The organism is Streptomyces sp. NBC_00271 (assembly GCF_036178845.1).
In the GTDB taxonomy this organism is placed as follows: domain Bacteria; phylum Actinomycetota; class Actinomycetes; order Streptomycetales; family Streptomycetaceae; genus Streptomyces.
The window spans coordinates 7,509,061-7,531,455 of the sequence record NZ_CP108070.1; the positions used below are offsets into that span (position 1 = coordinate 7,509,061).

Consider the following 22,395-nt stretch of genomic DNA (forward strand, 5'->3'; position numbering starts at 1 on the left):
GGTCAGGGCGGTCGGGCCTGAGTCGTCGGGCGTGAGTCAGTGGTGATCGGTGCCGTGCAGCGGGAAACCCGCGATACCCCGCCAGGCCAGTGACGTCAGCAGCTGCACCGCCTGGTCGCGCGGGACACTGCGGTCGCTGTGCAGCCAGGAGCGGGCCACCACCTGTGCGAGGCCGCCCAGGCCCGAGGCGAGGAGCATCGACTCGGCGCGCGAGAGGCCGGTGTCCTCCGCGATGACCTCGCAGATCGCCTCCGCGCACTCGTGCGTGACCTTGTCGACGCGCTCGCGGACCGCGGGCTCGTTCGTCAGGTCGGACTCGAAGACGAGCCGGAAGGCGCCGCCGTCGTCCTCGACGTACGCGAAGTAGGCGTCCATCGTGGCGCGGACGCGCAGCGAGTTGTCCGTGGTGGACGCGAGCGCCGTCCGTACCGCATGCAGCAGGGACTCGCAGTGCTGGTCCAGCAGCGCGAGGTACAGGTCGAGCTTGCCCGGGAAGTGCTGGTAGAGAACCGGCTTGCTGACGCCCGCGCGCTCGGCGATGTCGTCCATGGCGGCCGAGTGATACCCCTGCGCAACGAATACTTCCTGGGCGGCGCCGAGGAGCTGGTTGCGTCGGGCACGGCGCGGCAGGCGAGTGCCCCGCGGGCGTGCCGCCTCTGTCTGCTCGATGGCTGTCACGCCGCCTCCCAAAATTGTCCGTGCGGTGTGCGCCGCGCCGCCATCGTACTTTTCGGTAACCCCACTGTGCGCGGTGCGAGCGCAGAATTTCACGGACCGGACGCGTGCGATAACGACACAGAGGGTGACGAACGGGGTGAGAAGGGCAGGACGCCGCACCGGATACCGCTGGTCGGCGGGGTCCGGTCACATGGGGTCATCCCCTGTAGTCGTCCTCGTTGAGCCGGACGACCCTGGCCTGCTCGGCGAGGTCGGCCTCGTTGGCGCTGAGGGGGTCACCAGGGGGTTCCGGGTCGATGTCGTCCAACGGATCCAGTTCGCTGAGCTGCTCGGCGAGGTCCGCCTCCGGGGCTTCCGGGTCAAGGATCTCCCGGAACCGGTCGTTGAAGGTCTCGGGGTCTGTCGGGTCGACTGTCATGATTCCTCTTCCCGAGCGGTGCGAGTGCGCTCCTGATGTACGGATCCCTGGGTGCGGATCCCTGGGTACGGATCCTGGTGTACGTACGAGTGCCCTCGATCGAAGCCTAGGAGACACCCGATCGAGGCGCTAGACGATCCGCGCACGATCTGTGACAGCGAACACATGAACCACTGCGTGATCGTCTCGTAACATTGCCGCATGTCTTCGACCGAGCTGCCCGCCGCGCTGGCCACCACCGTCACGCCGAGGGTCGGGACCGTCCGGGTCGCGGAGGGGGAGCGCCTGCGATCGGTCGGGCTGCCCGGGATCACCCTGACCGTGCGTTCGAGACCGCCCGCGCGCGAGGGACTGCCGCCCGCCCTGTACGTCCATGGGCTGGGCGGTTCTTCGCAGAACTGGTCGGCGCTGATGCCGCTGCTCGACGGGCTCGTGGACAGCGAGGCGCTCGATCTGCCCGGCTTCGGGGACTCGCCGCCGCCCGACGACGGCAACTACTCGGTGACCGGGCACGCGCGCGCGGTCATCCGTTATCTCGACGCGGCCGAGCGCGGCCCCGTGCACCTCTTCGGGAACTCGCTCGGCGGAGCGGTCGCGACGCGCGTCGCCGCCGTACGGCCCGACCTGGTCGAGACGCTCACCCTGATCTCGCCCGCGCTCCCGGAGATCCGCGCGCAGCGCACCGCGTGGCCGACGGCGCTGCTCTCGGTGCCGGGTGTGGCGCGGCTGTTCACCCGGCTCACCAAGGACTGGAGTGCCGAGCAGCGCGTCCGCGGGGTCATGGCGCTCTGTTACGGCGATCCCGGCATGGTGACGCCCGAGGGGTTCCGCGACGCGGTCGAGGAGATGGAGCGGCGGCTCGCGCTGCCCTACTTCTGGGACGCCATGGCGCGTTCGTCGCGCGGCCTGGTGAACGCGTACACGCTGGGCGGCCAGCACGGGCTGTGGCGCCAGGCCGAGCGGGTGCTCGCGCCGACGCTGCTCGTCTACGGCGGCCGTGACCAGCTCGTCGCCTACCGCATGGCCAGGCGCGCGGCGCGCGCCTTTCGCGACTCCCGGCTGCTGTCGCTGCCGGACGCGGGGCATGTCGCGATGATGGAGTACCCGGAGACGGTAGCCTCGGCGTTCCGCGAACTCCTCGCGGAAACGGGCGAGTTGACCTCCCCGGCCGGCGCGGACGCGGGGAGCTGAGGCGGGGCGTGGGACGTCACAGTCGCCGGGGGCGGGCCGGTAAGAGCGACACGGGGGAACTGCCGAGGGTTCCTGCACCCGGTGCCGCACCGGGCACGGCTCAAGGGGTGGCGCCGGGTGCGGGCCCGGCGGCGACCTCGCCGCAGGGGGCCACGCGAGGCCCCCTGGGCCCACAACCACCGGGACCTCGACGCCCCGCGCCGACCGGCCCTCCGCCGCCCGGAACTCCCCACCCCCAGGACGGCACGCCGGTGCACGGTGTGCCGCGTTATCCGGACGGGACCCCCGCGCACGGCTTCCCGCGTCTTCCGGACGGCACGCCGGCGCACGGCTTCCCGCGGATGGCGAACGGGACTCCGGTGCAGGGTGTTCCGCGTCTCCAGGACGGGACCCCCGCGCACGGCGTGCCGCGTTATCCGGACGGGACTCCCGCGCACGGCTTCCCGCGTCTTCCCGACGGCACGCCGGTCCACGGTGTTCCGCGGTTCGCCGATGGGACGCCCGTGCACGGCATCCCCCGTATGACCGGCGGTGCGCCCGCTCGTGAGGTGCCCCGCTCGCCGGACGGCACCCCCGCGCGTGGGGTGCCCCAGGCGCGTGCGGGACACCCCGAGCAGCGTGAACCCGGCGGTGGCTGGGGCGCGTTCAGGGGTGGCCCGCGGACGGCGGGGGCCGCGGGCGGCGGCCCGCAGGCCATGCCGCAGGCGGCGCCGCACGGCATGCCGCAGGGGGCACCCGGACCACGCATTCCCCGGCAGCGGCAGGAGGCCGACGCCGGGCTCGGACCCGGCCCGGGGCTCCGGCAGGCCTACGTCGACGCCTTCGACGAGAGCGAGAGCGACAACGAAGGCAGGACCGGGACCGACGAGCCGGGGACCGAGGAGGCGGAGAAGGGCAAGGGCGTCAAGGGGCGGGCGTTCACCGGAATCGCCGCGGCCGCCGTCACCACCGTGCTCGCCGTGGTGGTGGCCGGACAGGTCGCCGCCGGGCGGCACGACGCCACCGCGCAGACGCAGTCCGCCGCCGGTGGCGGACTGGACGCCCGCGCGTCCGCCCCGCCCGGTGACACCGGTTCGACCCCGTCCGCGACGCCGAGCGCGACACCGCTCACGTACGACCAGAAGATGGGCGTGCGGTACCCGCTCAGCGCCACCCTCAAGGCCTCGGGGAAGTTCGACGCCGTCCGCGGGTTCGACAAGGCACCCGGAAAGGGACAGAAGTACACGTACCGGGTGGACGTGGAGAGCGGCCTCGGCCTCGACGCCGCCCTCTTCGCGCAGGCCGTCCAGAAGACGCTGAACGACAAACGGAGTTGGGCCCACAACGGCGCCCGTACCTTCGAGCGGATCTCCTCCGGCAAGCCCGACTTCGTGATCACGCTGGCCAGCCCCGGCACCACCGCCGAGTGGTGCGCCAAGTCCGGACTGGACACGACCGAGGACAACGTGTCGTGCGACTCGGCCTCCACCGAGCGCGTGATGATCAACGCGTACCGCTGGGCGCAGGGCTCCAAGACCTACGGTGACGCGATTCACCCGTATCGGCAGATGCTCATCAACCACGAGGTCGGCCACCGCCTCGGATACGGCCATGTCACCTGCGACAAGGACGGCGAGCTCGCGCCCGTCATGCAGCAGCAGACCAAGTTCCTCGACCATGACGGAATCCACTGTCGGGCCAACCCCTGGCCCTATCCGGGGAGTTGACGGAGGGGGCGCGGGGGACCGCTGGGGCCACGTTGACATGCTCCGAAAGTTCGTTCATATTTCTGCGCATGTGGTCTAGTCATGCTGTCCGTCGCGCCGCCATCGAGCTGGCGCTGATCGGCGTGACCGCGCTCTGCGTCGCAGACATCCACTGTCGCTGACGCCCGCCCTTGGCGTGTGCGTCGTGCTTCCGCTTCCGTCGTGACCCTGGGTGACCGTATTGGTCCCTGGTTTTCCGACTTCGCGACCTTTTTGACGACCTGACGCCGGGGCAGACGTTCGTTCACTTCCGTCTCACTCCTCGTCAATCTGTCTCATCATTCGAGAGGTCGTCTTCCGATGCGTCAACCGTCCGTCATAGCCCGCCGCGTGGCCGCGGCATCCGTCACCCTGGTCGTGGCAGCGGGCGCGGCCGCCTGCGGGCCGAAGGACAACGATGCCAAGGGCGCCGGTGGCGACTCCAAGCCGCAGAAGGGAGGCACGCTCACCGTCCTCAACGCCAACCCGCAGGAGGACTTCGACCCGGCGCGCCTCTACACCTCCGGCGGCGGCAACGTTCCCTCCCTCGTCTTCCGTACGCTGACCACGCGCAACCGCGAGAGCGGGTCCGCCGGCGCCAAGGTCGTCCCGGACCTCGCCACCGACACCGGCCGCCCGAGCGAGAACGCGACCGTGTGGACGTACACCCTGAAGAAGGGCCTCAAGTACGAGGACGGTACGCCGATCACCTCCGCCGACATCAAGTACGGCATCGAGCGTTCCTTCGCGGCCGAGCTCTCCGGCGGAGCGCCCTACCTGCGGGACTGGCTCATCGGCGGAGCCGACTACCAGGGGCCGTACAAGGACAAGAAGGGCCTCGCTTCGATCGAGACCCCGGACGACCTGACCATCGTCTTCCACCTGAACAAGCCCGAGGGCGAGTTCCCCTACCTCGCCACGCAGACGCAGTTCACGCCCGTCCCGAAGGCCAAGGACAACGGCACGAAGTACGAGGAGCACCCGATCTCCTCCGGCCCGTACAAGGTCGTCAAGAACGAGAACGACGGCGAGCGGCTCACCCTGGAGCGCAACACCTACTGGTCCGCGGCCACCGACGCCGAGCGCAAGGCCTACCCGGACAAGATCGACGTACGGTCGGGCCTGGACTCCTCCGTGATCAACCAGCGGCTGTCCGCGTCCCAGGGCGCGGATGCCGCCGCCGTCACCACGGACACCAACCTCGGCCCGGCCGAGCTGGCCAAGGTGACGGGTGACAAGGCGCTGGCGGCACGCGTCGGCACCGGGCACTTCGGCTACACCAACTACATCGCCTTCAACCCGAAGGTGAAGCCGTTCGACGACCCGAAGGTGCGGCAGGCGATCGCGTACGCCGTCGACCGTTCGTCGGTGATCAACGCGGCCGGTGGTTCGTCGCTGGCCGAGGCCGCGACCACGTACCTGCCGAACCAGAAGTCCTTCGGCTACACGCCCTACGACCACTTCCCGGCGGGCGCGTCCGGCAACCCGGCCAAGGCCAAGGAACTGCTGAAGGAGGCCGGTCACCCGAACGGGATCACCGTCACCCTCACGCACTCCAACGACAAGGACTTCGAGACCAGCCCGGAGATCGCGACCGCCCTCCAGGACGCCCTGAAGAAGGCCGGGATCACGGTCAAGCTCCAGGGCCTGGAGATCAACGACTACAAGGACAAGATCCACAGCGTCAAGAGCGAGCCGGGCTTCTTCCTCGCCCACTGGGGTGCCGACTGGCCCTCCGGCGGCCCCTTCCTGGCCCCGATCTTCGACGGCCGCCAGATCGTCAAGGACGGCGCCAACTTCAACACCGGCTTCCTCGACGACAAGTCCGTCAACGGCGAGATCGACGCGATCAACAAGTTGACGAATCTCGACGAGGCCGCCCAGCGTTGGGGCGCACTGGACAAGAAGATCGGCGAGCAGGCCCTGACCGTGCCGCTGTTCCACCCCGTCTACAAGCGCCTGTACGGCAGCGCGGTCAAGAACATCGTGATCAGCGACTGGACCGGCGTGCTGGACATCTCCCAGGTCGCGGTGAAGTAGCGCCGTGAGCGAGGCAATCGTCGCCTCTCAGGCCCCCGGGACGGACCTCGCGTCCGTCCCGGGGGCCTCGGGGGCCCGTCAGTTCTGGCGGCGGCTGCGCGCACAGCGCGCCGCCCTCGTCGCGGCGGGCGTCGTCGCACTGCTCGTCCTGCTCGCGCTCGCCGCCCCGCTGCTCACGGCGATCGAGGGCCAGGACCCGACCACCTACCACCCGTCCCTCATCGACTCGGCGCGCGGCGGTGTGCCCGTGGGCTCGTTCGGCGGCGTCAGCGGCGACCACTGGCTCGGCGTCGAACCGCAGACAGGCCGCGACCTCTTCGCCCGGCTCGTGTACGGCGCCCGGGTCTCGCTGGGAGTCGCGCTGGGGGCGACCGTCGTCCAGGTCCTCGTCGGTGTCGTGGTGGGCGTCGCGGCCGCACTCGGCAACCGATGGATCGATCAACTGTTGAGCCGGATCACCGACATCTTCGTCGCGATGCCGTTGATGATCATGTCGCTGGCCCTGCTGGCGATCGTGCCCAGCAGCTTCCCGCGGCCCTTGCTGGTCGCGCTCGTCATCGGCCTGATCGCCTGGGGCAACACCGCGAAGATCGTGCGCGCCCAGACCCTCACCCTCAAGGGACTGGACTACGTCTCCGCCGCGCGGCTCAGCGGCTGGAACACCTGGCGCATCGCGCGCCGCGAACTCCTGCCCGGACTGGCCGCCCCCGTCATCACCTATGCCGCGCTCCTCGTGCCGATGAACATCTCGGCCGAGGCCGCGCTGTCCTTCCTCGGCGTCGGAGTGAAGCCCCCGACGCCGTCCTGGGGGCAGATGCTCACAGCCGCCAATGTCTGGTACCAGGCGGCCCCGCAGTACCTGCTGCTGCCCGCCGGGGCGCTCTTGGTGACCGTGCTGGCCCTGACCGTCCTCGGCGACGGCGTCCGCACGGCCCTGGACCCGCGCGCGGCCTCGCGCCTGCGCGTCGGCACGGGCCGCAAGCGGGAGGCCAAGGCGGACGCGGATTCCAAGAAAGCCGCGATGGACGCGGACTCCAAGAAGGCCGCGGCGGACGCGGACTCCAAGAAGGCCGCGGCGGACGCGAGCGTCGAGAAGGAGGCCAAGGCATGAGCGGCTTCGGAGGATTCGTCCTGCGCCGCGCCGTCGGCACCGTGATCACCCTGCTCGCCATCTCGGTGATCGTCTACGTCGTCTTCTACGCCACCCCCGGCAACGTCGCCCAGATCACCTGCGGCCCGCGCTGCTCTCCGGAACAAGTGCACCAGGTCGCCCAGCAGTTGAGGCTCGACGACCCGCTGTACGTGCGCTACTGGCACTTCCTGCAGGGCATCCTCGTCGGCCAGGACTTCTCCACCGGCACCTCGGTGGAGCACTGCTCGGCGCCCTGTCTCGGTCTGTCGTACCAGGGCGACACCCAGGTCACCCAGCTGATCCTGGCGAAGCTGCCGGTCAGCCTGTCCCTCGTGTTCGGCGCGATGGTGCTGTGGCTGATCCTCGGCGTCGGCACCGGCATCCTCTCCGCGTGGCGGCGCGGCCGGCTCACCGAGCGCGTGCTGACCGGCATCACCCTCGCGGGCGTCGCCACCCCGGTCTTCGTGATCGGCCTGGTGCTCATGATCGTCGTCTGCGGCCAGCTGCAACTGCTGCCCTTCCCGCAGTACGTCGGCTTCACCGACGACCCCGAACAGTGGGCCTGGAACCTGCTGCTGCCCTGGCTCTCCCTCGCCCTCATCGAGGCCGCCGCGTTCGCCCGGCTGACCAGGGCCGCGATGCTGGAGACCCTCGCCGAGGACCACATCCGGACCTTCCGGGCCTACGGCGTCGGCGAGCGGTCGATCATCGGGCGGCACGCGCTGCGCGGGGCGTTCGCGCCGATCATCGCGCTGAACGCCAACAACGTCGGCTCGGCGGTCGGCGGCGCGGTGCTCACCGAGACGCTCTTCGGACTGCCCGGCATCGGACAGGAGCTGGTGCACGCGGTGAACGTCGTCGATCTGCCGGTGGTCGTCGGCATGGTCCTGGTCATCGGCTTCTTCGTGGTCATCGCCAACGCCGTCGCGGACGTGCTGTACGCGGTGGCCGACCGACGGGTGGTGCTCGTATGAGCCTGGTGGAAGTCACCGACCTGACGGTCGGGTTCGGATCGCTGCGCGCCGTCGACGGCCTGTCCTTCCGGCTGGAGAAGGGCGCCGCGCTGGGCCTGGTCGGCGAGTCCGGCTCGGGCAAGTCCACGGTCGCCTCGGCCCTCCTGGGGCTGCACCGCGGCACGGGAGCCGACGTCGGCGGCTCGGTGCGCGTGGCCGGCATCGACGTACAGGAGGCGTCCGACGCCGAACTGCGGCGGCTGCGCGGCGGGAAGGCCGCCATGGTCTTCCAGGACCCCCTGTCGTCCCTCGACCCGTACTACGCGGTCGGCGACCAGATCGCCGAGGTGTACCGGGTGCACGTGAAGGTCTCCCGGCGTGCCGCACGCGCGCGTGCCGTCGAGGTGCTCGACCGCGTCGGCATCCCGGACGCCGCGCGCCGGGCGCGCTCCCGGCCGCACGAGTTCAGTGGCGGTATGCGCCAGCGCGCACTGATCGCGATGGCGCTGGCCTGCGAACCCGACCTGCTGATCGCCGACGAGCCGACCACGGCCCTCGACGTGACCGTCCAGGCCCAGATCCTCGACCTGCTGCACACGCTGCGCGAGGAGACCGGAATGGGCCTGCTCCTCGTCACGCACGACGTGGGTGTCGCCGCCGAGAGCGTCGACGAGATCCTGGTCATGCGGCACGGGCGGGCCGTCGAGCACGGCCTCGTCGGTGCCGTCCTGGGGGCGCCCGCGCAGGCGTACACCCAGGAACTCCTCGGCGCGGTGCCCCGTGTGGACGCGCCGCGCACCGCCTCCGCGGTGACGGAGGAGGTGGTTCTCGAGGCGAGCGGCCTGCGGCGCGAATTCGGACGCGGGAAGAAGGCGTTCGCGGCCGTCGACGACGTGTCGCTGACGATCCACCGGGGCGAGACCCTCGGGATCGTGGGGGAGAGCGGCAGCGGCAAGACCACCCTGGGACGGATGCTCGTGGGGCTGCTGGAGCCCACGGCGGGGGAGATCAAGCCCGGCGGAGGCGTGCGCCCGGACGTCCAGATGGTCTTCCAGGACCCCGTCTCCTCCCTCAACCCGCGCCGCAGCGTGGGCGAGTCGATCGCCGATCCGCTGCGCGCGCAGGGGGAACGGGACGAGGGGCGCATTCGGGGGCGTGTACGGGAACTGTTGGAGCGCGTGGGGCTCGAAGCGGCGCACTACGACCGCTACCCGCACGAGTTCAGCGGCGGACAGCGCCAGCGCGTCGGCATCGCCCGGGCGCTCGCCGCCGACCCACGCGTCATCGTCTGCGACGAACCGGTCTCCGCGCTCGACGTCACCACTCAGGCCCAGGTGATCGCCCTGCTCGCCGAACTGCAACGGGAACTCGGGCTCGCGCTCGTGTTCGTGGCGCACGACCTCGCGGTCGTCCGGCAGGTCAGCGACCGGGTCGCGGTGATGCGACGCGGCCGGATCGTCGAGTACGGGCCCGCCGACGAGGTCTACGAGTCGCCGCGCGACCCGTACACCAAGCAACTGCTGGCCGCCGTACCGGCGCTGGACCCGGAGGTCGCGGCGCAGCGACGGACGGCCCGGAGGCAGCTGACGGCGGTGTGATGCAACGTGACTGGTTGATCTCGTAGCGCGACAGAACGCGACCCGCACGGGAAAGTTACGACCGTTCACCCCTTTTGGTGGCGCGATGGACAACCGTCCGTCGCGCCACCGCCCTGTGCGCATACGTTCTTCCCGCTGCGAGCCGCCGGGTCAACGGCGGCTCCCCATAGGGAGATCGGGGGTGCACTGGTGCGCATAGGACTGCTTACGGAGGGTGGCTATCCGTATGTGAGCGGTGACGCCAGACTCTGGTGCGACCGGCTCGTGCGCGGGCTCGAGCAGCACGAGTTCGACATCTACGCGCTCAGTCGCAGCGAGCGGCAGGAGGACGAGGGCTGGATCCAGCTGCCGCCGCAGGTCAGCCGGGTGCGGACGGCTCCGCTGTGGATGGCCGAGGACGACGGTGTGGTACACGGGCGACGGGCGCGCCGACGGTTCGCCGAGTGCTTCGGGGAGTTGGCGGCGGCGGTGTGTGCCGCACCGGCGGTCCTCGACGGCTCGGAGGCCTCTGGTGGAGTGACGGCGTCGGAGGCCTCTCGCGGAGTGGTGGCGGACCGTTTCGGCAATGCGCTGTACGGGCTCGCGGAACTGGCCCGCGACGAGGGCGGGCTGGTCGGGGCGCTGCGCTCCGAGGGGGCCGTGCGCGCCCTGGAGCGCGCCTGCCGTGCGCCCGGCGCACTGCGCGCCGCGCGTACCGCGCGCGTGCCCGACCTGCTGTCCGTCGCCGCTCACATAGAGCGCGCCCTGCGCCCCCTCTCGCTGGACTGGTACGAGGACGACGGGCTCGGCTCGGTCGACCTCTGCCACGCGACGGCAGGCGGCGAGGCCGCCCTGCCCGGCCTGCTCGCCCTGCACTTCGCCGGGGTGCCCCTGCTGGTCACGGAGTACGGCGTGCAGCTGCGGGCGCACTACCTCGCCTCCTCCGCCGCCGAGGAGTCCTCCGCGGTACGGGCGCTGCTCGCGGCCTTCCACGGCGCGCTGGCCGCCGAGGTCTACCGCCGGGCCGCGCTCATCACGCCAGGCAACACCCACGCGCGCCGCTGGCAGGAGCGCTGCGGCGCCGACCGCGCCAAACTGCGCACCGTCTACCCCGGCATGGAGGCCGCCCGCTTCGCGGAGGTGGGCGAGCGGGCCGACGGCTCCGGATGCGCGGACCCGGACACCCTGGTCTGGGTCGGCCGCATCGAACCGGCCAAGGACCTGATCTCACTGCTGCACTCCTTCGCCGAGGTCCGCAAGGAGGCACCGAAGACCCGGCTGCGGATCGTCGGCGCGCCCGCCGACGGGCCGGAGGGCGCGCTGTACCTGGCCCACTGCAAGGCGCTGGCCGCCCAGCTCTTCCCCGACGAGGCGGAGGGCGTGCACGCGGTCGGCGACAACCCGGTGTCCTTCGAGGAGATCGGCGGCCCGGAGGTCCCGAGCCTCGCGGAGGCGTACGCGTCCGGCTCCGTGGTCGTCCTCTCCAGCGTCGTCGAAGGCTTCCCGATCAGCCTGGTCGAGGCCATGTTCTGCGGCCGCGCCACCGTGTCCACGGACGTCGGCGCGGTCGTCGAAGTCATCGGCGGTACGGGGCTGGTGGTGCCGCCGCGCAATCCGCGGGCGCTCGCCGAGGCGTGCGTGGCACTGCTGCGCGACCCCGAACGGCGTGCGCGCCTGGGCGCGGCGGCCCGCGCGCGAGCCCTCGAACTCTTCACGGTCGAACAGAACATCACGGCATTTCACGGCATTTACCTGGAGATCGTCTCGCGCTCCCCGGTCCGGCGGCTCGTCGTGGACGACGCAGGGGATCCCCTGCCGTTCGGCGTGCCGGCCGAGGTCCACGTACCCGGTCGCTGGACCGAGGCCCGTCTCATGGTCACGGGACGCCCGCGCTGGGCGGCGGGGGCGCCGGTGCGTGCCACAGCTCCGCTGCCCGCGGGGGAGGGCGCGTGATGAGCGAACTCGTACGGGACGGCTCGGGCGGTGCGCGCGGCGAAGCCGGGGGTGATCCGGGGAACGACTCGGGGAGCGGCCCGGGGAGCCACTCGGGGGGCGCGCGCACATCCCTCGGCGGTGGTCGCCGCGGTGCCGTGGACCCGGTGAAGGCGCTGATGCACCGGCACCGTGAACTCTGCGAGCGTGCCGTCGACCCCCTGGAGATCGCGGCGGGCCTGGAGGCGCATGGCGTGACCGACCGCACCGCCGCACGGTTCCGGCACCGGGACGTGTTCTCGCTCGCCGAGGAGATGTACGCGCGCGTGGCCCGCGACTCGGAACCGGCACCGCGGCCCGCGGCCCCCGAACACTCCGGCGTGCGCGCCGACTGGGCCGTGCTCTCCCTGCTGCCGGGCGCTCTGTGCGCGGCGACCGTGGCCGGGCTGCGGCTCACCGAAGGGCAGCCGCGCCTCGCGGTCGCCGCCGGTGGCACCCTCGCCGTGACGCTCGGCCTGCGCGCCGCGCTGCGCCGAGGTCCCCTCAGCACCACGCACCGCACGACGAGGGGCACCCTTGCCTGGACCTGCTGGCTGATCGCGTACGCCCTGCTCGGCGACGGACTGCTGAGCGTCGGCATCGAAGGCGGCCCCGACGGCCCCTGGCCCCCGGCCACCGCACCCGTGCTGGCCCTCGCCCTGGCGTGCGCACCCGCGGTCTGGTGCGCCCACCTCTTCACCGCGGGCGCCCGCCGCAAACTGACCGTGAGCCGAGGCCTGGAGGAGTTCGCCGTCTCCGTGCGGCCCCTGCTCCTGGGAGTGTTCGCCCTGTTCCTCTGCGCCCTGGGCGCGCTGCTCGCACTGTGCCGGGAGGCGCCGAGCGAGCCCGGTGCCTACAACGGGCCTGGAGCGGGCGCCCTCGGCGCGCTGCTCCTGCTCGCCCGCCTGCTCACGACCCGCGGCTTCACCCACGCCCCGGCCGTCGTCCTCGGCGCCGCGGGCGCGGCCGAAGTGACCGCCCTCACCACGGTCTTCGCGGCCCGCCTGCCCGGCTGCTCGTTCGTCGCCACCCCCGTCGAGACCGTCGCCGACGCCTGGGGTCCGGGTGCCGTCCCGGCCCTGGTGTGCGGCGCGGCGGCGCTCGTCCTCCTGATCCACGCGACCCGCACCCTGACCCGGGCCTCGGCCCACGCCACACCGGGCGGGACGCCATGAGCCGCGACCGGCGCCCGAGGGTCCAGCCCTCGTGCCGGGCGCACCCTCCCGCGGGGCCGACACCGCGGGCGCTCCGTCCGACCCACGGCACCACCCCGAAGGAGAACGCCAGATGATCACCTCCCGAACCGGAGAATCCGCCCCGGGAGCCGCCCGATGAGGGTCCTGCTGATCGGAGCCAACGGATACCTCGGCCGATTCGTCGCCGACAGACTGCTCGCCGATCCGGCCGTGCAGCTCACCGCGCTCGGCCGGGGCGACGACGCCGACGTACGGTTCGACCTCGCCTCGGGCAGCCCCGGCGCCCTCACCCGCTTCCTGGACGCGGTGCACCCCGGTGTCGTCATCAACTGCGCGGGCGCCACCCGCGGCGGAGCCCGCGAACTGACCCGGCACAACACCGTCGCCGTCGCCACCGTCTGCGAGGCCCTTCGCCGCAGCGGCTGCGGTGCCCGCCTGGTGCAGATCGGCTGCGGCGCCGAGTACGGGCCCAGCCAGCCCGGCTCCTCCACGGCCGAGGACGCCGTACCGCGCCCCGGCGGCCCGTACGGCGTGAGCAAGCTCGCCGCCACCGAACTGGTCCTCGGTTCCGGCCTCGACGCCGTCGTCCTGCGCGTCTTCTCGCCCGCGGGTCCCGGCACCCCCGCCGGATCCCCGCTCGGCCGCCTCGCCGAGGCCCTGCGCCGCGCCATGCAGTCCGGCGACGGCGAACTCAAACTCGGCGGACTCGGCGTCCAGCGCGACTTCATCGACGTCCGCGATGTCGCCCGCGCCGTGCACGCCGCCTCGCTCTCCGCCGCTCAGGGCGTCATCAACATCGGCTCGGGCCGTGCCGTCCGCCTGCGCGACGCCTCCGCCGTCCTCGCCCGTGTGGCCGGCTATGGGGGCACGCTGCACGAACTCGACGGCCCACCCGGACCGATGAGGTCGGCCATCGGTCATCCCCGCACCGAAGCGGATCACGGGGCGCCGGTCGCGTACCCCTACCCGGACGGCTGCGGCAGCTGGCAGCAGGCCGATGTGCGCACCGCACGCGACCGGCTCGGCTGGCGGCCCCGGATCAACCTCGAGGAATCCCTCGCCGATATCTGGATGGAGGCGGCATGCCGTATCTGACCAGCGCCGCGACGGACATCGCGAGCACGGACTTAAGGGTCGGCCTCGGCGTCCCCGGCTATGCGCACCCCCTCGTCGCTCCGGCCGAGTGGGGCGAACTCACCCGCCCCGGCACCCCCGTGCACTGGGCCGTCCTGAACGTGGCGGGCGGTCCCGGCACCCGCCCCGACCCGCACTGCCTGGAGGCCGCCGGCCGACTCCGCAACGCGGGCGTGCGCGTCCTGGGACACCTGGACGTGACGTACGGCGCACGCGCCTTCGCCGAGGTGATCTCCGACGCACACCGGTATCTCGACTGGTACCGGGTCGGCGGCTTCCTCCTCCATCGCTGTCCCACCGAGCGCGCCGCGCTCCCCGAGGTCCGCCGGGCGGCCACCACGCTCCGCACGCTCCTCGACGACGCACACCTCGTCTTCGGCCACGGCACCCACCCCTACCCCGGCTATGTCGAAAGCGCCGACCAGCTGGTGACCTTCTCCGGCACCTGGAGCGACTACCGCTGGTCGCAGGTGGCCGAGTGGACCGCCGACTATCCGCCCGAGCGCTTCTGCCACTTCGTGCACGGGGTACCGCGCGGTCATCTCGACGAAGCGCTGCGCATCGCCCGCTGGCAGGGCGCCGCCACGATCTACTTCACCGACCGCACGGATCACGGTGGACGGGCCGACCCCTGGGAGACGATGCCCGGCTACTGGGACGAGATCGTCTCGCGGATCGGAACGGGTGTCTCGGAATGAAGGAGGGCGTGGCAGTGTTACGGGGAGAACAACTGTAGTGATTGACCGACCAACGGAGTCCCCGTGTCGCTGCCACCCCTGGTTGAGCCAGCTGCTGAGCTCACCGTAGACGAGGTCCGCAGGTACTCCCGCCACCTGATCATTCCCGACGTGGGCATGGACGGGCAGAAGCGGCTGAAGAACGCCAAGGTGCTGTGTGTGGGCGCCGGCGGCCTCGGATCGCCGGCGCTGATGTACCTGGCCGCCGCGGGCGTGGGCACGCTCGGCATCGTGGAGTTCGACGAGGTCGACGAGTCGAACCTGCAGCGCCAGATCATCCACAGTCAGGCGGACATCGGCCGCTCCAAGGCCGAGTCGGCCCGTGACTCCGTGCTGGGCATCAACCCGTACGTGAACGTGGTCCTTCACGAAGAGCGGCTCGAGGCCGAGAACGTGATGGACATCTTCAGCCAGTACGACCTGATCGTCGACGGCACGGACAACTTCGCGACCCGCTACCTGGTCAACGACGCGTGCGTCCTGCTCAACAAGCCGTACGTGTGGGGCTCGATCTACCGCTTCGACGGCCAGGCCTCCGTCTTCTGGTCCGAGCACGGTCCCTGCTACCGCTGCCTCTACCCGGAGCCCCCGCCGCCGGGCATGGTCCCCTCCTGCGCCGAGGGCGGCGTGCTGGGCGTGCTGTGCGCGTCCATCGGCTCCATCCAGGTCAACGAGGCGATCAAGCTTCTCGCGGGCATCGGTGAGCCGCTCGTCGGCCGCCTGATGATCTACGACGCCCTCGAGATGCAGTACCGCCAGGTCAAGGTCCGCAAGGACCCGGACTGCGCGGTCTGCGGCGAGAACCCGACCGTCACCGAGCTCATCGACTACGAGGCCTTCTGCGGTGTCGTGTCCGAGGAGGCCCAGGAGGCGGCGGCCGGCTCGACGATCACTCCCAAGCAGCTCAAGGAGTGGATCGACGACGGCGAGAACATCGAGATCATCGACGTCCGTGAGATCAACGAGTACGAGATCGTCTCGATCCCCGGCGCCAAGCTGATCCCGAAGAACGAGTTCCTCATGGGCACCGCCCTGGAGACCCTTCCGCAGGACAAGAAGATCGTCCTGCACTGCAAGACGGGCGTCCGCAGCGCGGAGGTGCTCGCCGTGCTGAAGTCCGCGGGCTTCTCGGACGCGGTGCACGTCGGCGGCGGTGTGATCGGCTGGGTCAACCAGATCGAGCCGGAGAAGCCGGTGTACTAGGCGCCGGTGTACCAGGCGAACGGCTTTTCGGGAGGGGCTCGGCACCGTGCGTGCCGGGCCCCTTTCCGTTGACCGGTCTTCCGCTGGCCGGTCACTCGCGGGCCGGGGGTCCGCCGACCGGGCATCCGTACGCCGGGGGTTCGCCGGCCGGGTGCTCGCCGACGGGGGGTTCGCCGGCCGAGTGCTCGTCGGCCGGGTCGGCCCGGGCACAGGTCCGCGCCCGTCGGCCGCACCCGCCACTACGACGCGCAGACCTTCCCGTCCTTCGGCACCGTCCCGTCCAGCAGATAGCTGTTCACCGTGGAGTCGACACACTCGCTCCCACTCCCGTAGGCGCCATGGCCCTCGCCCTTCCAGGTGAGCTCCACTCCGACGCCCTTGCCCAGCTCGTCGGCCATTCTGCGGGCGCCCTCGTACGGAGTCGCGGGGTCCCCGGTGTTGCCGACGATCAGGATGGGCGCGGCGCCCGGCGCGCTGACCTCCGGGTTGTCGTACTGGCCGGCGACCGGCCAGTCGTGGCACCAACCCGCGGTGTCCCAGCCCATGAAGTCCCCGAAGACGGGCGAGATCTTCTCGAACTCGGGCAGCAGCTTCTTCGTCTCCGCGGGAGTCGGCCGCTGCCTGTCGTCCAAGCACGATATGACCCGTTGGGAGTGGGTCGTCGTGCCGTAGTGCCCCGAGGAATCGCGGTCGTTGTAGCCGTCGGCGAGGGCCAGCAGTCCCGAACCGTCACCGCCCTCGGCGCCCTTGAGCGCGTTGGTCAGGCGGGGCCAACCCTCCTTGCTGTACAGGGGCAGGACGATGCCGGTGAGCGCCAGCGTCTGGGTGAGCTTGCGGCCGTCGGCCGTCGGCAGGGGGTTCGCGTCGATGCGGTTCAGCAGGTCCACGATCTTCTGGGAGCCCTGCTTGGGGTCCTGGCCGGTGGACTTGAGGTAGTCGTCCAGGGCGCGCTGGAAGCCCAGGGTCTGGTTCTTGGCGTGGCCGACCGTGTCGGCGCTCGGGTCGACGACTGCGTCCAGCACCAGACGGCCCACGTTCTTGGGGAACAAGTGGGCGTACACGCCGCCGAGTTCGGTCCCGTACGAAAAGCCGAGGTAGTGCATCGTCCCGTCGCCGAGGACCTGACGCATCAGGTCCATGTCGCGGGCCGTGTCGGTCGTGGAGACGTGTGACAGCAGCTGTCCGGCGGCCTTCGCGCAGCCCTTGCCGAAGTCGGCGGCGTCCTTGAAGTACGCGGTCTCCTCGGCCGCGTCGTCCGGGGTGGCGTCCACGGACTCGGCTGCCTGGATCGCCTTGTCACTGCGGCAGCGCACACCCTCGCTGGCGGCGACGCCGCGCGGGTCCCAGCTCACCAGGTCGTAGCGCTCGTGGAGTAGGCCGACGGCACTCTCGTACGACGGCATCGTGTCGACGCCCGAGCCGCCGGGGCCGCCGAAGTTGAACAGGAGTGAGCCGATGCGCTTGCTCTGGCCGCCGGTCGCCTTCGAGCGGATCAGCGCCAGGTCGATCGTCTCGCCGTCAGGCTTCGCGTAGTCCAGCGGCACCTTGAGTGTCGCGCACTGCCAGCCGCTGCCCGGCGCGGAGGAGCTCTTGCAGTGGCCCCAGTCGAGCTTCTGTGAGGTGAGCGAGGTGGGCAGCCCCGAGGCGGCGCCGGAGGAAGGCGCCCCGGCCGACGGCAGGCCGCTGTTCTTCCCCTCGTCCTTGCCGCCCCCCGACGAGCCGCTGCCGCAGCCCGCCACCAGCAACGCGGCGGCCGCCGCGGCCGTCCACCGTGCGAAACGCGTCATGAATTTCCCCCCTCGCCCGTGGTCCGCCGGATGTCGCGGATCACATGCAGGCCATGGTAAGCGCCCGCGGCCGACACCGCGGAGGCCTGTGGATAACCCTTTGACCTGCGCTTTTCTTAGGTGTGGATGGCGTCGGTCCTAGGTGCAGACGGTTCCCGCGGGCGGCACGGTCCCGTCCAGCAGATAGCCGTTCACCGCGTTGTGCACGCACTTGTTCCCGCTGTCGTACGCGCCGTGCCCCTGGCCCTTGTAGGTCACCTCGACGCCGACGCCCTTGCCCAGCGCGTCCACCATCTTCTTCGCGCCCTGGTACGGCGTGGCCGGGTCGCCGGTGTTGCCGACCACGAGGATCGGCGCCGCACCGGTGGCGCTGACGTCCGGGTGGTCGGCGGCGCCCGGGACCGCCCAGTTGGTGCAGCTGAGCATGCCCCAGGCCAGGTAGTCGCCGAAGAGCGGTGAGGCGGCCCGGAACGCCGGCAGACCGGCTTGCACGTCGGGGATCGTGTACCGCGGTTTCTCGTCGGCGCAGTTGATGGAGACGTTGGCCGCGTAGAGGTTGCTGTACTGGCCGTTCTGGTTGCGCCCGTTCATCGAGTCGGACAGCAGCATCAATACCTTGCCGTCACCGCTGTACGCCTGGTCCAGGCCCTCCGTCAGGTACTCCCAGAAGTCCTTGGAGTACAGCGCCTGCGCGATGCCGTTGGTGGCCTCGGTCTGGGTGAGCTGGCGTGGGAAGACGCCGGGGATGGGCTTGCTGTCCAGGTCCTTGAGGAGTTTGGCGATGCGGTTCTTGACGTCCTGCGGGGTGTCGCCGATCGGGCAGGGCTCGGTCTTCGAGGTGCAGTCGGTGGCGAAGTTGTCGAGCGCGAGCTGGAAGCCTCTGGCCTGCCCGAGCGCGCTCTGTTCCGGGTTCTGCGTCGGGTCGACGACCGCGTCGAAGACGGCGCGCCCTACGTGCTTGGGGAACAAGTGTGCGTAGACGCCGCCGAGTTCGGTGCCGTACGAGATGCCGAAGTAGTGCAGTTTGGCGTCGCCGAGCACTTGGCGCATGAGGTCGATGTCGCGGGCCGCGTCGGTGGTGCGCACGTGGGGGAGGGTCTGCCCGGAGTTCTTCTCGCAGGCCGCGTTGAACGTCTTCGTGTTGCTGAGGAGGTTCTTCTGCTCGGCGGTGTCGTCGGGGGTGGCGTCCTGCTGCAAGAACACGTCGAGTCCGCTGTCGTCCTCGCACTTCACGCCCGCGCTGCGGCCGACCCCACGCGGGTCGAAGCTCACCAGGTCGTAGCGGGTGCGCAGCTTCGCGTAGTCCTCGCCGAAGGCGGGCAGCGTGGTGACGCCGGAGCCGCCGGGGCCGCCGAAGTTGAAGATGAGGGAGCCGATGCGTTTGCTCTGGTCGCCGCTCGTCCGCGCCCGGATCAGCGCGATCCCGATGGTGTCGCCCTTGGGGTCGGCCCAGTCGAGGGGTGCCTTCATGGTGGCGCACTGCCACTGTGTGCCGCCCGGCAGGGGAGAGGGGGCGTTGCCGCCGCCCTCGGACTCGGCGGGGGCCGGGCAGTCCTTCCAGCTCAGCTTCTGGGCCGGCAGGTCCTCGCTCTTCGAGTTGTCGCTGCAGCCCGTCAGCATGGCGGACAGCACGGCGACGGAGAGCGCCAGCGCAGCGGCGCGCGGCGGAGACGGGTTCGGCATGCTCCCCATCCTGCGGTCGTGCGGGGCGGGGCGCTCGGGACGCGGGCCGTGTGGGTGAGGGCGCGCGGAGGGCTCGTACGGGAGGGTCGGTGCGGGGCTCTAGAGGGCGCCCTTGCGGGTCAGGTGGTTGAAGAACAGCCAGCCCGGAAGCACCGGAAGCCACAGCGTCAGCAGCCGGTACAGCAGCACCGCGGGAGCGGCGACCTCCTTGGGGAGCCCCACGGCGATCAGACCGACCGTGAGGGTCGCCTCGACGGCGCCGACGCCACCGGGGGTCGGCGCCGCGGAGCCGAGCGCGTTACCGGCGAGGAAGACGACGGCGACGCTGGCGAGGCTGAGCGTGGTGGGCTGCTGTTGGCCGAAGGCGCGGATCGAAGCGTCCAGGCACATCACGAAGCAGGCGGTCAGCAGCAGCATGCCGCCGATGCCGGTGATCAGCTTCTGGGGCCGCTGGAGCACGTCGAGCATGCGCGGTACGACGCCCGCGAACAGCGACCTCACGCGCGTGCTGACGAATTTGCGCAGGAACGGCACCGACGTCACGACGAGCACCAGGACGGCGACCGTCAGCAGACCGGCGATGACCGTGCGGGAGGGCGACAGGGACGGCGTCTTCTCGGTGCCGGTCAGATAGCCGAAGGACAGCAGCATCAGGATGTGGCAGCCGAGCCCGAACAGCTGGGACGCGCCGACACTCGCCACCGCGAGCCCCGGCCGCACCCCCGCACGCTGCAGGAAGCGCGTGTTGAGGGCCACACCGCCGACCGCGGCGGGCGCCACGATCTTCACGAACGAGCCGGCGACCTGTGCCGCGACGGCCCGCATGAACGGCACCCGCTCCGGTACGAAGCCGAGCAGCGCCATCGCCGCCGCGAAGTAGCTCACCGCGGAGAACAGCACGGCCGCGGCGACCCAGCCCCACTGGGCGTTGTCGAAGAGGGTCCCGAACTCGATGTGGGTGAGCTGCGTCAGCAGGAAGTACCCACCGATGGCACCGGCGATGAAACTGATCAGTGTGCGTGGCCGCACCCGCTCCAGGCGGGCCGGTTCGACCGGCGCCTGCGGGCGGATCAGCAGCACCTGGTGGCGGATCTGGGTGAGGAGATCCTCCTCGCGTGCTTCGTCCAGTGCCTCGTCGATCGCCCGCTTCTCGGCCCGCTGCTCCGCGCGTACGGCCTTCTTGCCGGGCTTTTCCACCGAGGCCTCGGCGTGCTGGGCCTGTTCCGCGCGGGCGAGCTTGTTCTGCCGGGAGGCCTCCAGGACCGCGTCGCGTTCGCGCTGGGCGCGCTCCCGGGCCAGCTTGCGCAGCGTCGCGCGCGTGGAGCGCGTCAGTGCGATGGGCTGCAGCAGCGGCAGGCAGTCGGCGATCGCGTCCGGGCCGAGCACACCGACGGCCGACGCCACCGTGCGCTCGGCGCCGACGCGCAGCCCCAGCGTGGTCAGCAACTGGGCGATGTCCATGCGCAGCAGCAGATCGCCGGCCGCGATCTCACCGCCACGAAGGTCGGTGAGGATCACCATGCCGGAACGATCCACCAAAATCGCGTCACCCGCGAGCCTGCGGTGTGCGATGCGTCGCGACTGCAAGGCCTGCACCTGATGCCAGGTGTCGCGCAGGAGATCGTCGGTGATGAGTTCGTCGGGCAGCGAGTCCAGTGTGCGGCCGCCGGTGTGCTCGTAGACGAGCATCACGGCGTCCGGGCCGAGCTCGGAGGTCGCGATCAGCTTCGGGGCGTTGGCCCCGGCCGCGATGGCCGCGTACGCGAGGAGTGCCTCCTGCTCCAGGGCCTGGCGCAGCGACTGGAGACTGCGACGGGTGGCGAGACCGCGCAGCGTCAGGTTGCGCCACACTCGGTAGAAGAAGCCCTGCGCCTGCTGCTCACGGTCGACCACCGTGACGTCCAGCGGCGGGCCGTCCTCCAGGGTGACGAAGTAGCGCCGACCGCGATCGCCGTTCTCCGTGGTGTCGGGCGTGTCCTCGCGGGCCGCGCTGACGGGGTGGAAGCCGACGTGCCGCAGGCCCGCCATCAGCGTCCGCCCGGTCGGACGCACATTCGGCGAGCCGACCGCGTACAGCGTCCCGTACGCGACGCTCCAGCCGATCAGCACCGTCAGGATGATCGAGAACGGCGTGGTGTAGCCGGTGACCAGCATGGAGAAGGCGTCGAGGAGCAGCACCACCCACAGCACCGCGCGCCAGCGCGGTCTGCGGGACATCCCGACGGCAGTCATGTACGCGATGACCGGCGCCAGATAGCCGTGCACCGGGTCGGTCAGGGCGTGGATGTCACCCGGCGAGGGCTGGGTGAGTGCCTCCTGGATGGAGCTCGGGGCACCCTTGGCGACCCACAGGTCCGTGGCGAGTGTCACTCCGTGCGCGAGGACCGCGGCCAGCACGCCGTCGGCGATGCGCAGCCCGTCCCGCTTGATCAGCCGCTCGATCGCGAAGGCGACCGGCACCAGGAGGATCGCGATGCTCGACGCCAGACCCGCGATCTTGATCAGCAGATCGGGTGCCTGGCCGGTGCCCTTGTTGATGTCCTGCTCGAGCCCCGAGGTGGTGCCGTGCGCGAACGCGGCGATGGCCAGCAGCACGGCGATGGCGAGGACGCCGACCATCAGCCGCATCAGATCGGAGGGACGGTGCACGCGCGCGGGCAGCAGCGGTTCGTCGCCCTCGACCTCGTCGCTGTGGACCTCGTCGCCGCAGTCGTCCGCCGGATCGAGTCGCTTCTGGGCTCGGCCGTGGGTGTCAGGAACGGGTTCTTCGTCCACCGTCGTGGTGGGCTCGTTCGCCGCCTCGCCCGGGTCCTTCGGGCCGGTGTCGCCGGTGTCCGGACGCGACGAGGCCGCGGAGATGCTCTCCGCGTCTTCGGGGTGCACGCCCTGCTGCCTCATCGTCTCTTCTTGATCTCGTATCACCGGTCACCGCCCGCACGATGGTGGCATGCCCCACCGACACACGGGGGCA

General features: G+C 71.1%; 17 protein-coding genes. 12 read left to right on the forward strand and 5 right to left on the reverse strand.

All coding sequences use genetic code 11. The features are described 5' to 3' along the window. Window positions 1-36: 36 nt before the first annotated feature. Together OG798_RS34270 and OG798_RS34275 are read right to left on the reverse strand one after the other, a co-directional pair. Window positions 37-678, reverse strand: coding sequence for a TetR/AcrR family transcriptional regulator (locus OG798_RS34270; RefSeq protein WP_054228200.1), 642 nt, complete (start codon window positions 676-678; stop codon window positions 37-39). A gap of 196 nt (window positions 679-874) precedes the next feature. After that, entirely contained in the window at window positions 875-1,096 is a 222-nt protein-coding gene (locus OG798_RS34275) for a hypothetical protein (RefSeq protein WP_097224836.1), read from the reverse strand. A gap of 201 nt (window positions 1,097-1,297) precedes the next feature. Between OG798_RS34275 and OG798_RS34280 the strand changes: the two genes are divergently transcribed. The 12 genes from OG798_RS34280 (at window position 1,298) to moeZ (ending at window position 15,954) form a co-directional block, all read left to right on the forward strand. Beyond that, window positions 1,298-2,287: an alpha/beta fold hydrolase gene (locus tag OG798_RS34280; RefSeq protein WP_095852720.1), complete on the forward strand. Its 990-nt coding sequence runs from the start codon at window positions 1,298-1,300 to the stop codon at window positions 2,285-2,287. 8 nt (window positions 2,288-2,295) lie between these two features. Next, the gene (locus OG798_RS34285) at window positions 2,296-3,993 is read left to right on the forward strand and encodes a DUF3152 domain-containing protein (RefSeq protein WP_328758195.1); all 1,698 of its coding nucleotides are present in this window, start codon (window positions 2,296-2,298) and stop codon (window positions 3,991-3,993) included. A gap of 68 nt (window positions 3,994-4,061) precedes the next feature. Continuing rightward, complete coding sequence (locus OG798_RS34290) at window positions 4,062-4,154, forward strand: Ms4533A family Cys-rich leader peptide (protein WP_312639156.1); 93 nt, start codon at window positions 4,062-4,064, stop codon at window positions 4,152-4,154. Window positions 4,155-4,332: 178 nt separating this feature from the next. Continuing rightward, on the forward strand, window positions 4,333-6,051 hold the full coding sequence (locus OG798_RS34295) for an ABC transporter substrate-binding protein (protein ID WP_095852719.1): 1,719 nt from the start codon (window positions 4,333-4,335) through the stop codon (window positions 6,049-6,051). 4 nt (window positions 6,052-6,055) lie between these two features. Then, window positions 6,056-7,162, forward strand: a complete 1,107-nt coding sequence (locus tag OG798_RS34300) for an ABC transporter permease (protein ID WP_328758196.1) — start codon at window positions 6,056-6,058, stop codon at window positions 7,160-7,162. Next, a complete protein-coding gene (locus OG798_RS34305) occupies window positions 7,159-8,157 on the forward strand; it encodes an ABC transporter permease (protein WP_267062766.1) in 999 nt (332 codons plus the stop codon). The genes OG798_RS34300 and OG798_RS34305 overlap by 4 nt, the downstream gene beginning before the upstream one ends. Next, window positions 8,154-9,734: a dipeptide ABC transporter ATP-binding protein gene (locus OG798_RS34310; RefSeq protein ID WP_267062767.1), complete on the forward strand. Its 1,581-nt coding sequence runs from the start codon at window positions 8,154-8,156 to the stop codon at window positions 9,732-9,734. Before OG798_RS34305 ends, OG798_RS34310 begins: the two co-directional genes overlap by 4 nt. Before the next feature lie 189 nt (window positions 9,735-9,923). Then, a complete protein-coding gene (locus OG798_RS34315) occupies window positions 9,924-11,666 on the forward strand; it encodes a DUF3492 domain-containing protein (protein WP_121415076.1) in 1,743 nt (580 codons plus the stop codon). Continuing rightward, complete coding sequence (locus OG798_RS34320) at window positions 11,666-12,859, forward strand: hypothetical protein (protein WP_328758198.1); 1,194 nt, start codon at window positions 11,666-11,668, stop codon at window positions 12,857-12,859. Before OG798_RS34315 ends, OG798_RS34320 begins: the two co-directional genes overlap by 1 nt. 156 nt (window positions 12,860-13,015) lie before the next feature. Then, window positions 13,016-13,975, forward strand: coding sequence for an NAD-dependent epimerase/dehydratase family protein (locus OG798_RS34325; RefSeq protein WP_095852714.1), 960 nt, complete (start codon window positions 13,016-13,018; stop codon window positions 13,973-13,975). Next, window positions 13,963-14,712 (forward strand): spherulation-specific family 4 protein, encoded by a 750-nt coding sequence (locus tag OG798_RS34330; RefSeq protein WP_121415075.1) that lies wholly within the window; start codon window positions 13,963-13,965, stop codon window positions 14,710-14,712. Before OG798_RS34325 ends, OG798_RS34330 begins: the two co-directional genes overlap by 13 nt. A 63-nt stretch (window positions 14,713-14,775) precedes the next feature. Beyond that, a complete protein-coding gene (moeZ, locus tag OG798_RS34335) occupies window positions 14,776-15,954 on the forward strand; it encodes an adenylyltransferase/sulfurtransferase MoeZ (protein WP_095852712.1) in 1,179 nt (392 codons plus the stop codon). A 239-nt stretch (window positions 15,955-16,193) separates the two neighbouring features. Here the strand turns inward: moeZ and OG798_RS34340 are convergent, their stop codons facing one another. The 3 genes from OG798_RS34340 to OG798_RS34350 all read right to left on the reverse strand — a co-directional run bounded on the left by OG798_RS34340 (window position 16,194) and on the right by OG798_RS34350 (window position 22,322). Next, window positions 16,194-17,741 (reverse strand): alpha/beta hydrolase, encoded by a 1,548-nt coding sequence (locus OG798_RS34340; protein WP_328758200.1) that lies wholly within the window; start codon window positions 17,739-17,741, stop codon window positions 16,194-16,196. 138 nt (window positions 17,742-17,879) lie between these two features. Continuing rightward, window positions 17,880-19,424 (reverse strand): alpha/beta hydrolase, encoded by a 1,545-nt coding sequence (locus OG798_RS34345; protein WP_328758201.1) that lies wholly within the window; start codon window positions 19,422-19,424, stop codon window positions 17,880-17,882. Window positions 19,425-19,523: 99 nt separating this feature from the next. Continuing rightward, the gene (locus tag OG798_RS34350) at window positions 19,524-22,322 is read right to left on the reverse strand and encodes a lysylphosphatidylglycerol synthase domain-containing protein (RefSeq protein ID WP_328758203.1); all 2,799 of its coding nucleotides are present in this window, start codon (window positions 22,320-22,322) and stop codon (window positions 19,524-19,526) included. Window positions 22,323-22,395 lie beyond the last annotated feature (73 nt).

Coding starts and splice junctions, on each gene's coding strand:
- OG798_RS34275 (WP_097224836.1), bottom strand. CDS start 1,096: ATGACAGTCGACCCGACAGACCCCGAGACCTTCAACGACCGGTTCCGG.
- OG798_RS34280 (WP_095852720.1), top strand. CDS start 1,298: ATGTCTTCGACCGAGCTGCCCGCCGCGCTGGCCACCACCGTCACGCCG.
- OG798_RS34290 (WP_312639156.1), top strand. CDS start 4,062: ATGTGGTCTAGTCATGCTGTCCGTCGCGCCGCCATCGAGCTGGCGCTG.
- OG798_RS34295 (WP_095852719.1), top strand. CDS start 4,333: ATGCGTCAACCGTCCGTCATAGCCCGCCGCGTGGCCGCGGCATCCGTC.
- OG798_RS34305 (WP_267062766.1), top strand. CDS start 7,159: ATGAGCGGCTTCGGAGGATTCGTCCTGCGCCGCGCCGTCGGCACCGTG.
- OG798_RS34310 (WP_267062767.1), top strand. CDS start 8,154: ATGAGCCTGGTGGAAGTCACCGACCTGACGGTCGGGTTCGGATCGCTG.
- OG798_RS34320 (WP_328758198.1), top strand. CDS start 11,666: ATGAGCGAACTCGTACGGGACGGCTCGGGCGGTGCGCGCGGCGAAGCC.
- OG798_RS34325 (WP_095852714.1), top strand. CDS start 13,016: ATGAGGGTCCTGCTGATCGGAGCCAACGGATACCTCGGCCGATTCGTC.
- OG798_RS34330 (WP_121415075.1), top strand. CDS start 13,963: ATGCCGTATCTGACCAGCGCCGCGACGGACATCGCGAGCACGGACTTA.
- OG798_RS34340 (WP_328758200.1), bottom strand. CDS start 17,741: ATGACGCGTTTCGCACGGTGGACGGCCGCGGCGGCCGCCGCGTTGCTG.
- OG798_RS34345 (WP_328758201.1), bottom strand. CDS start 19,424: ATGCCGAACCCGTCTCCGCCGCGCGCCGCTGCGCTGGCGCTCTCCGTC.
- OG798_RS34350 (WP_328758203.1), bottom strand. CDS start 22,322: ATGAGGCAGCAGGGCGTGCACCCCGAAGACGCGGAGAGCATCTCCGCG.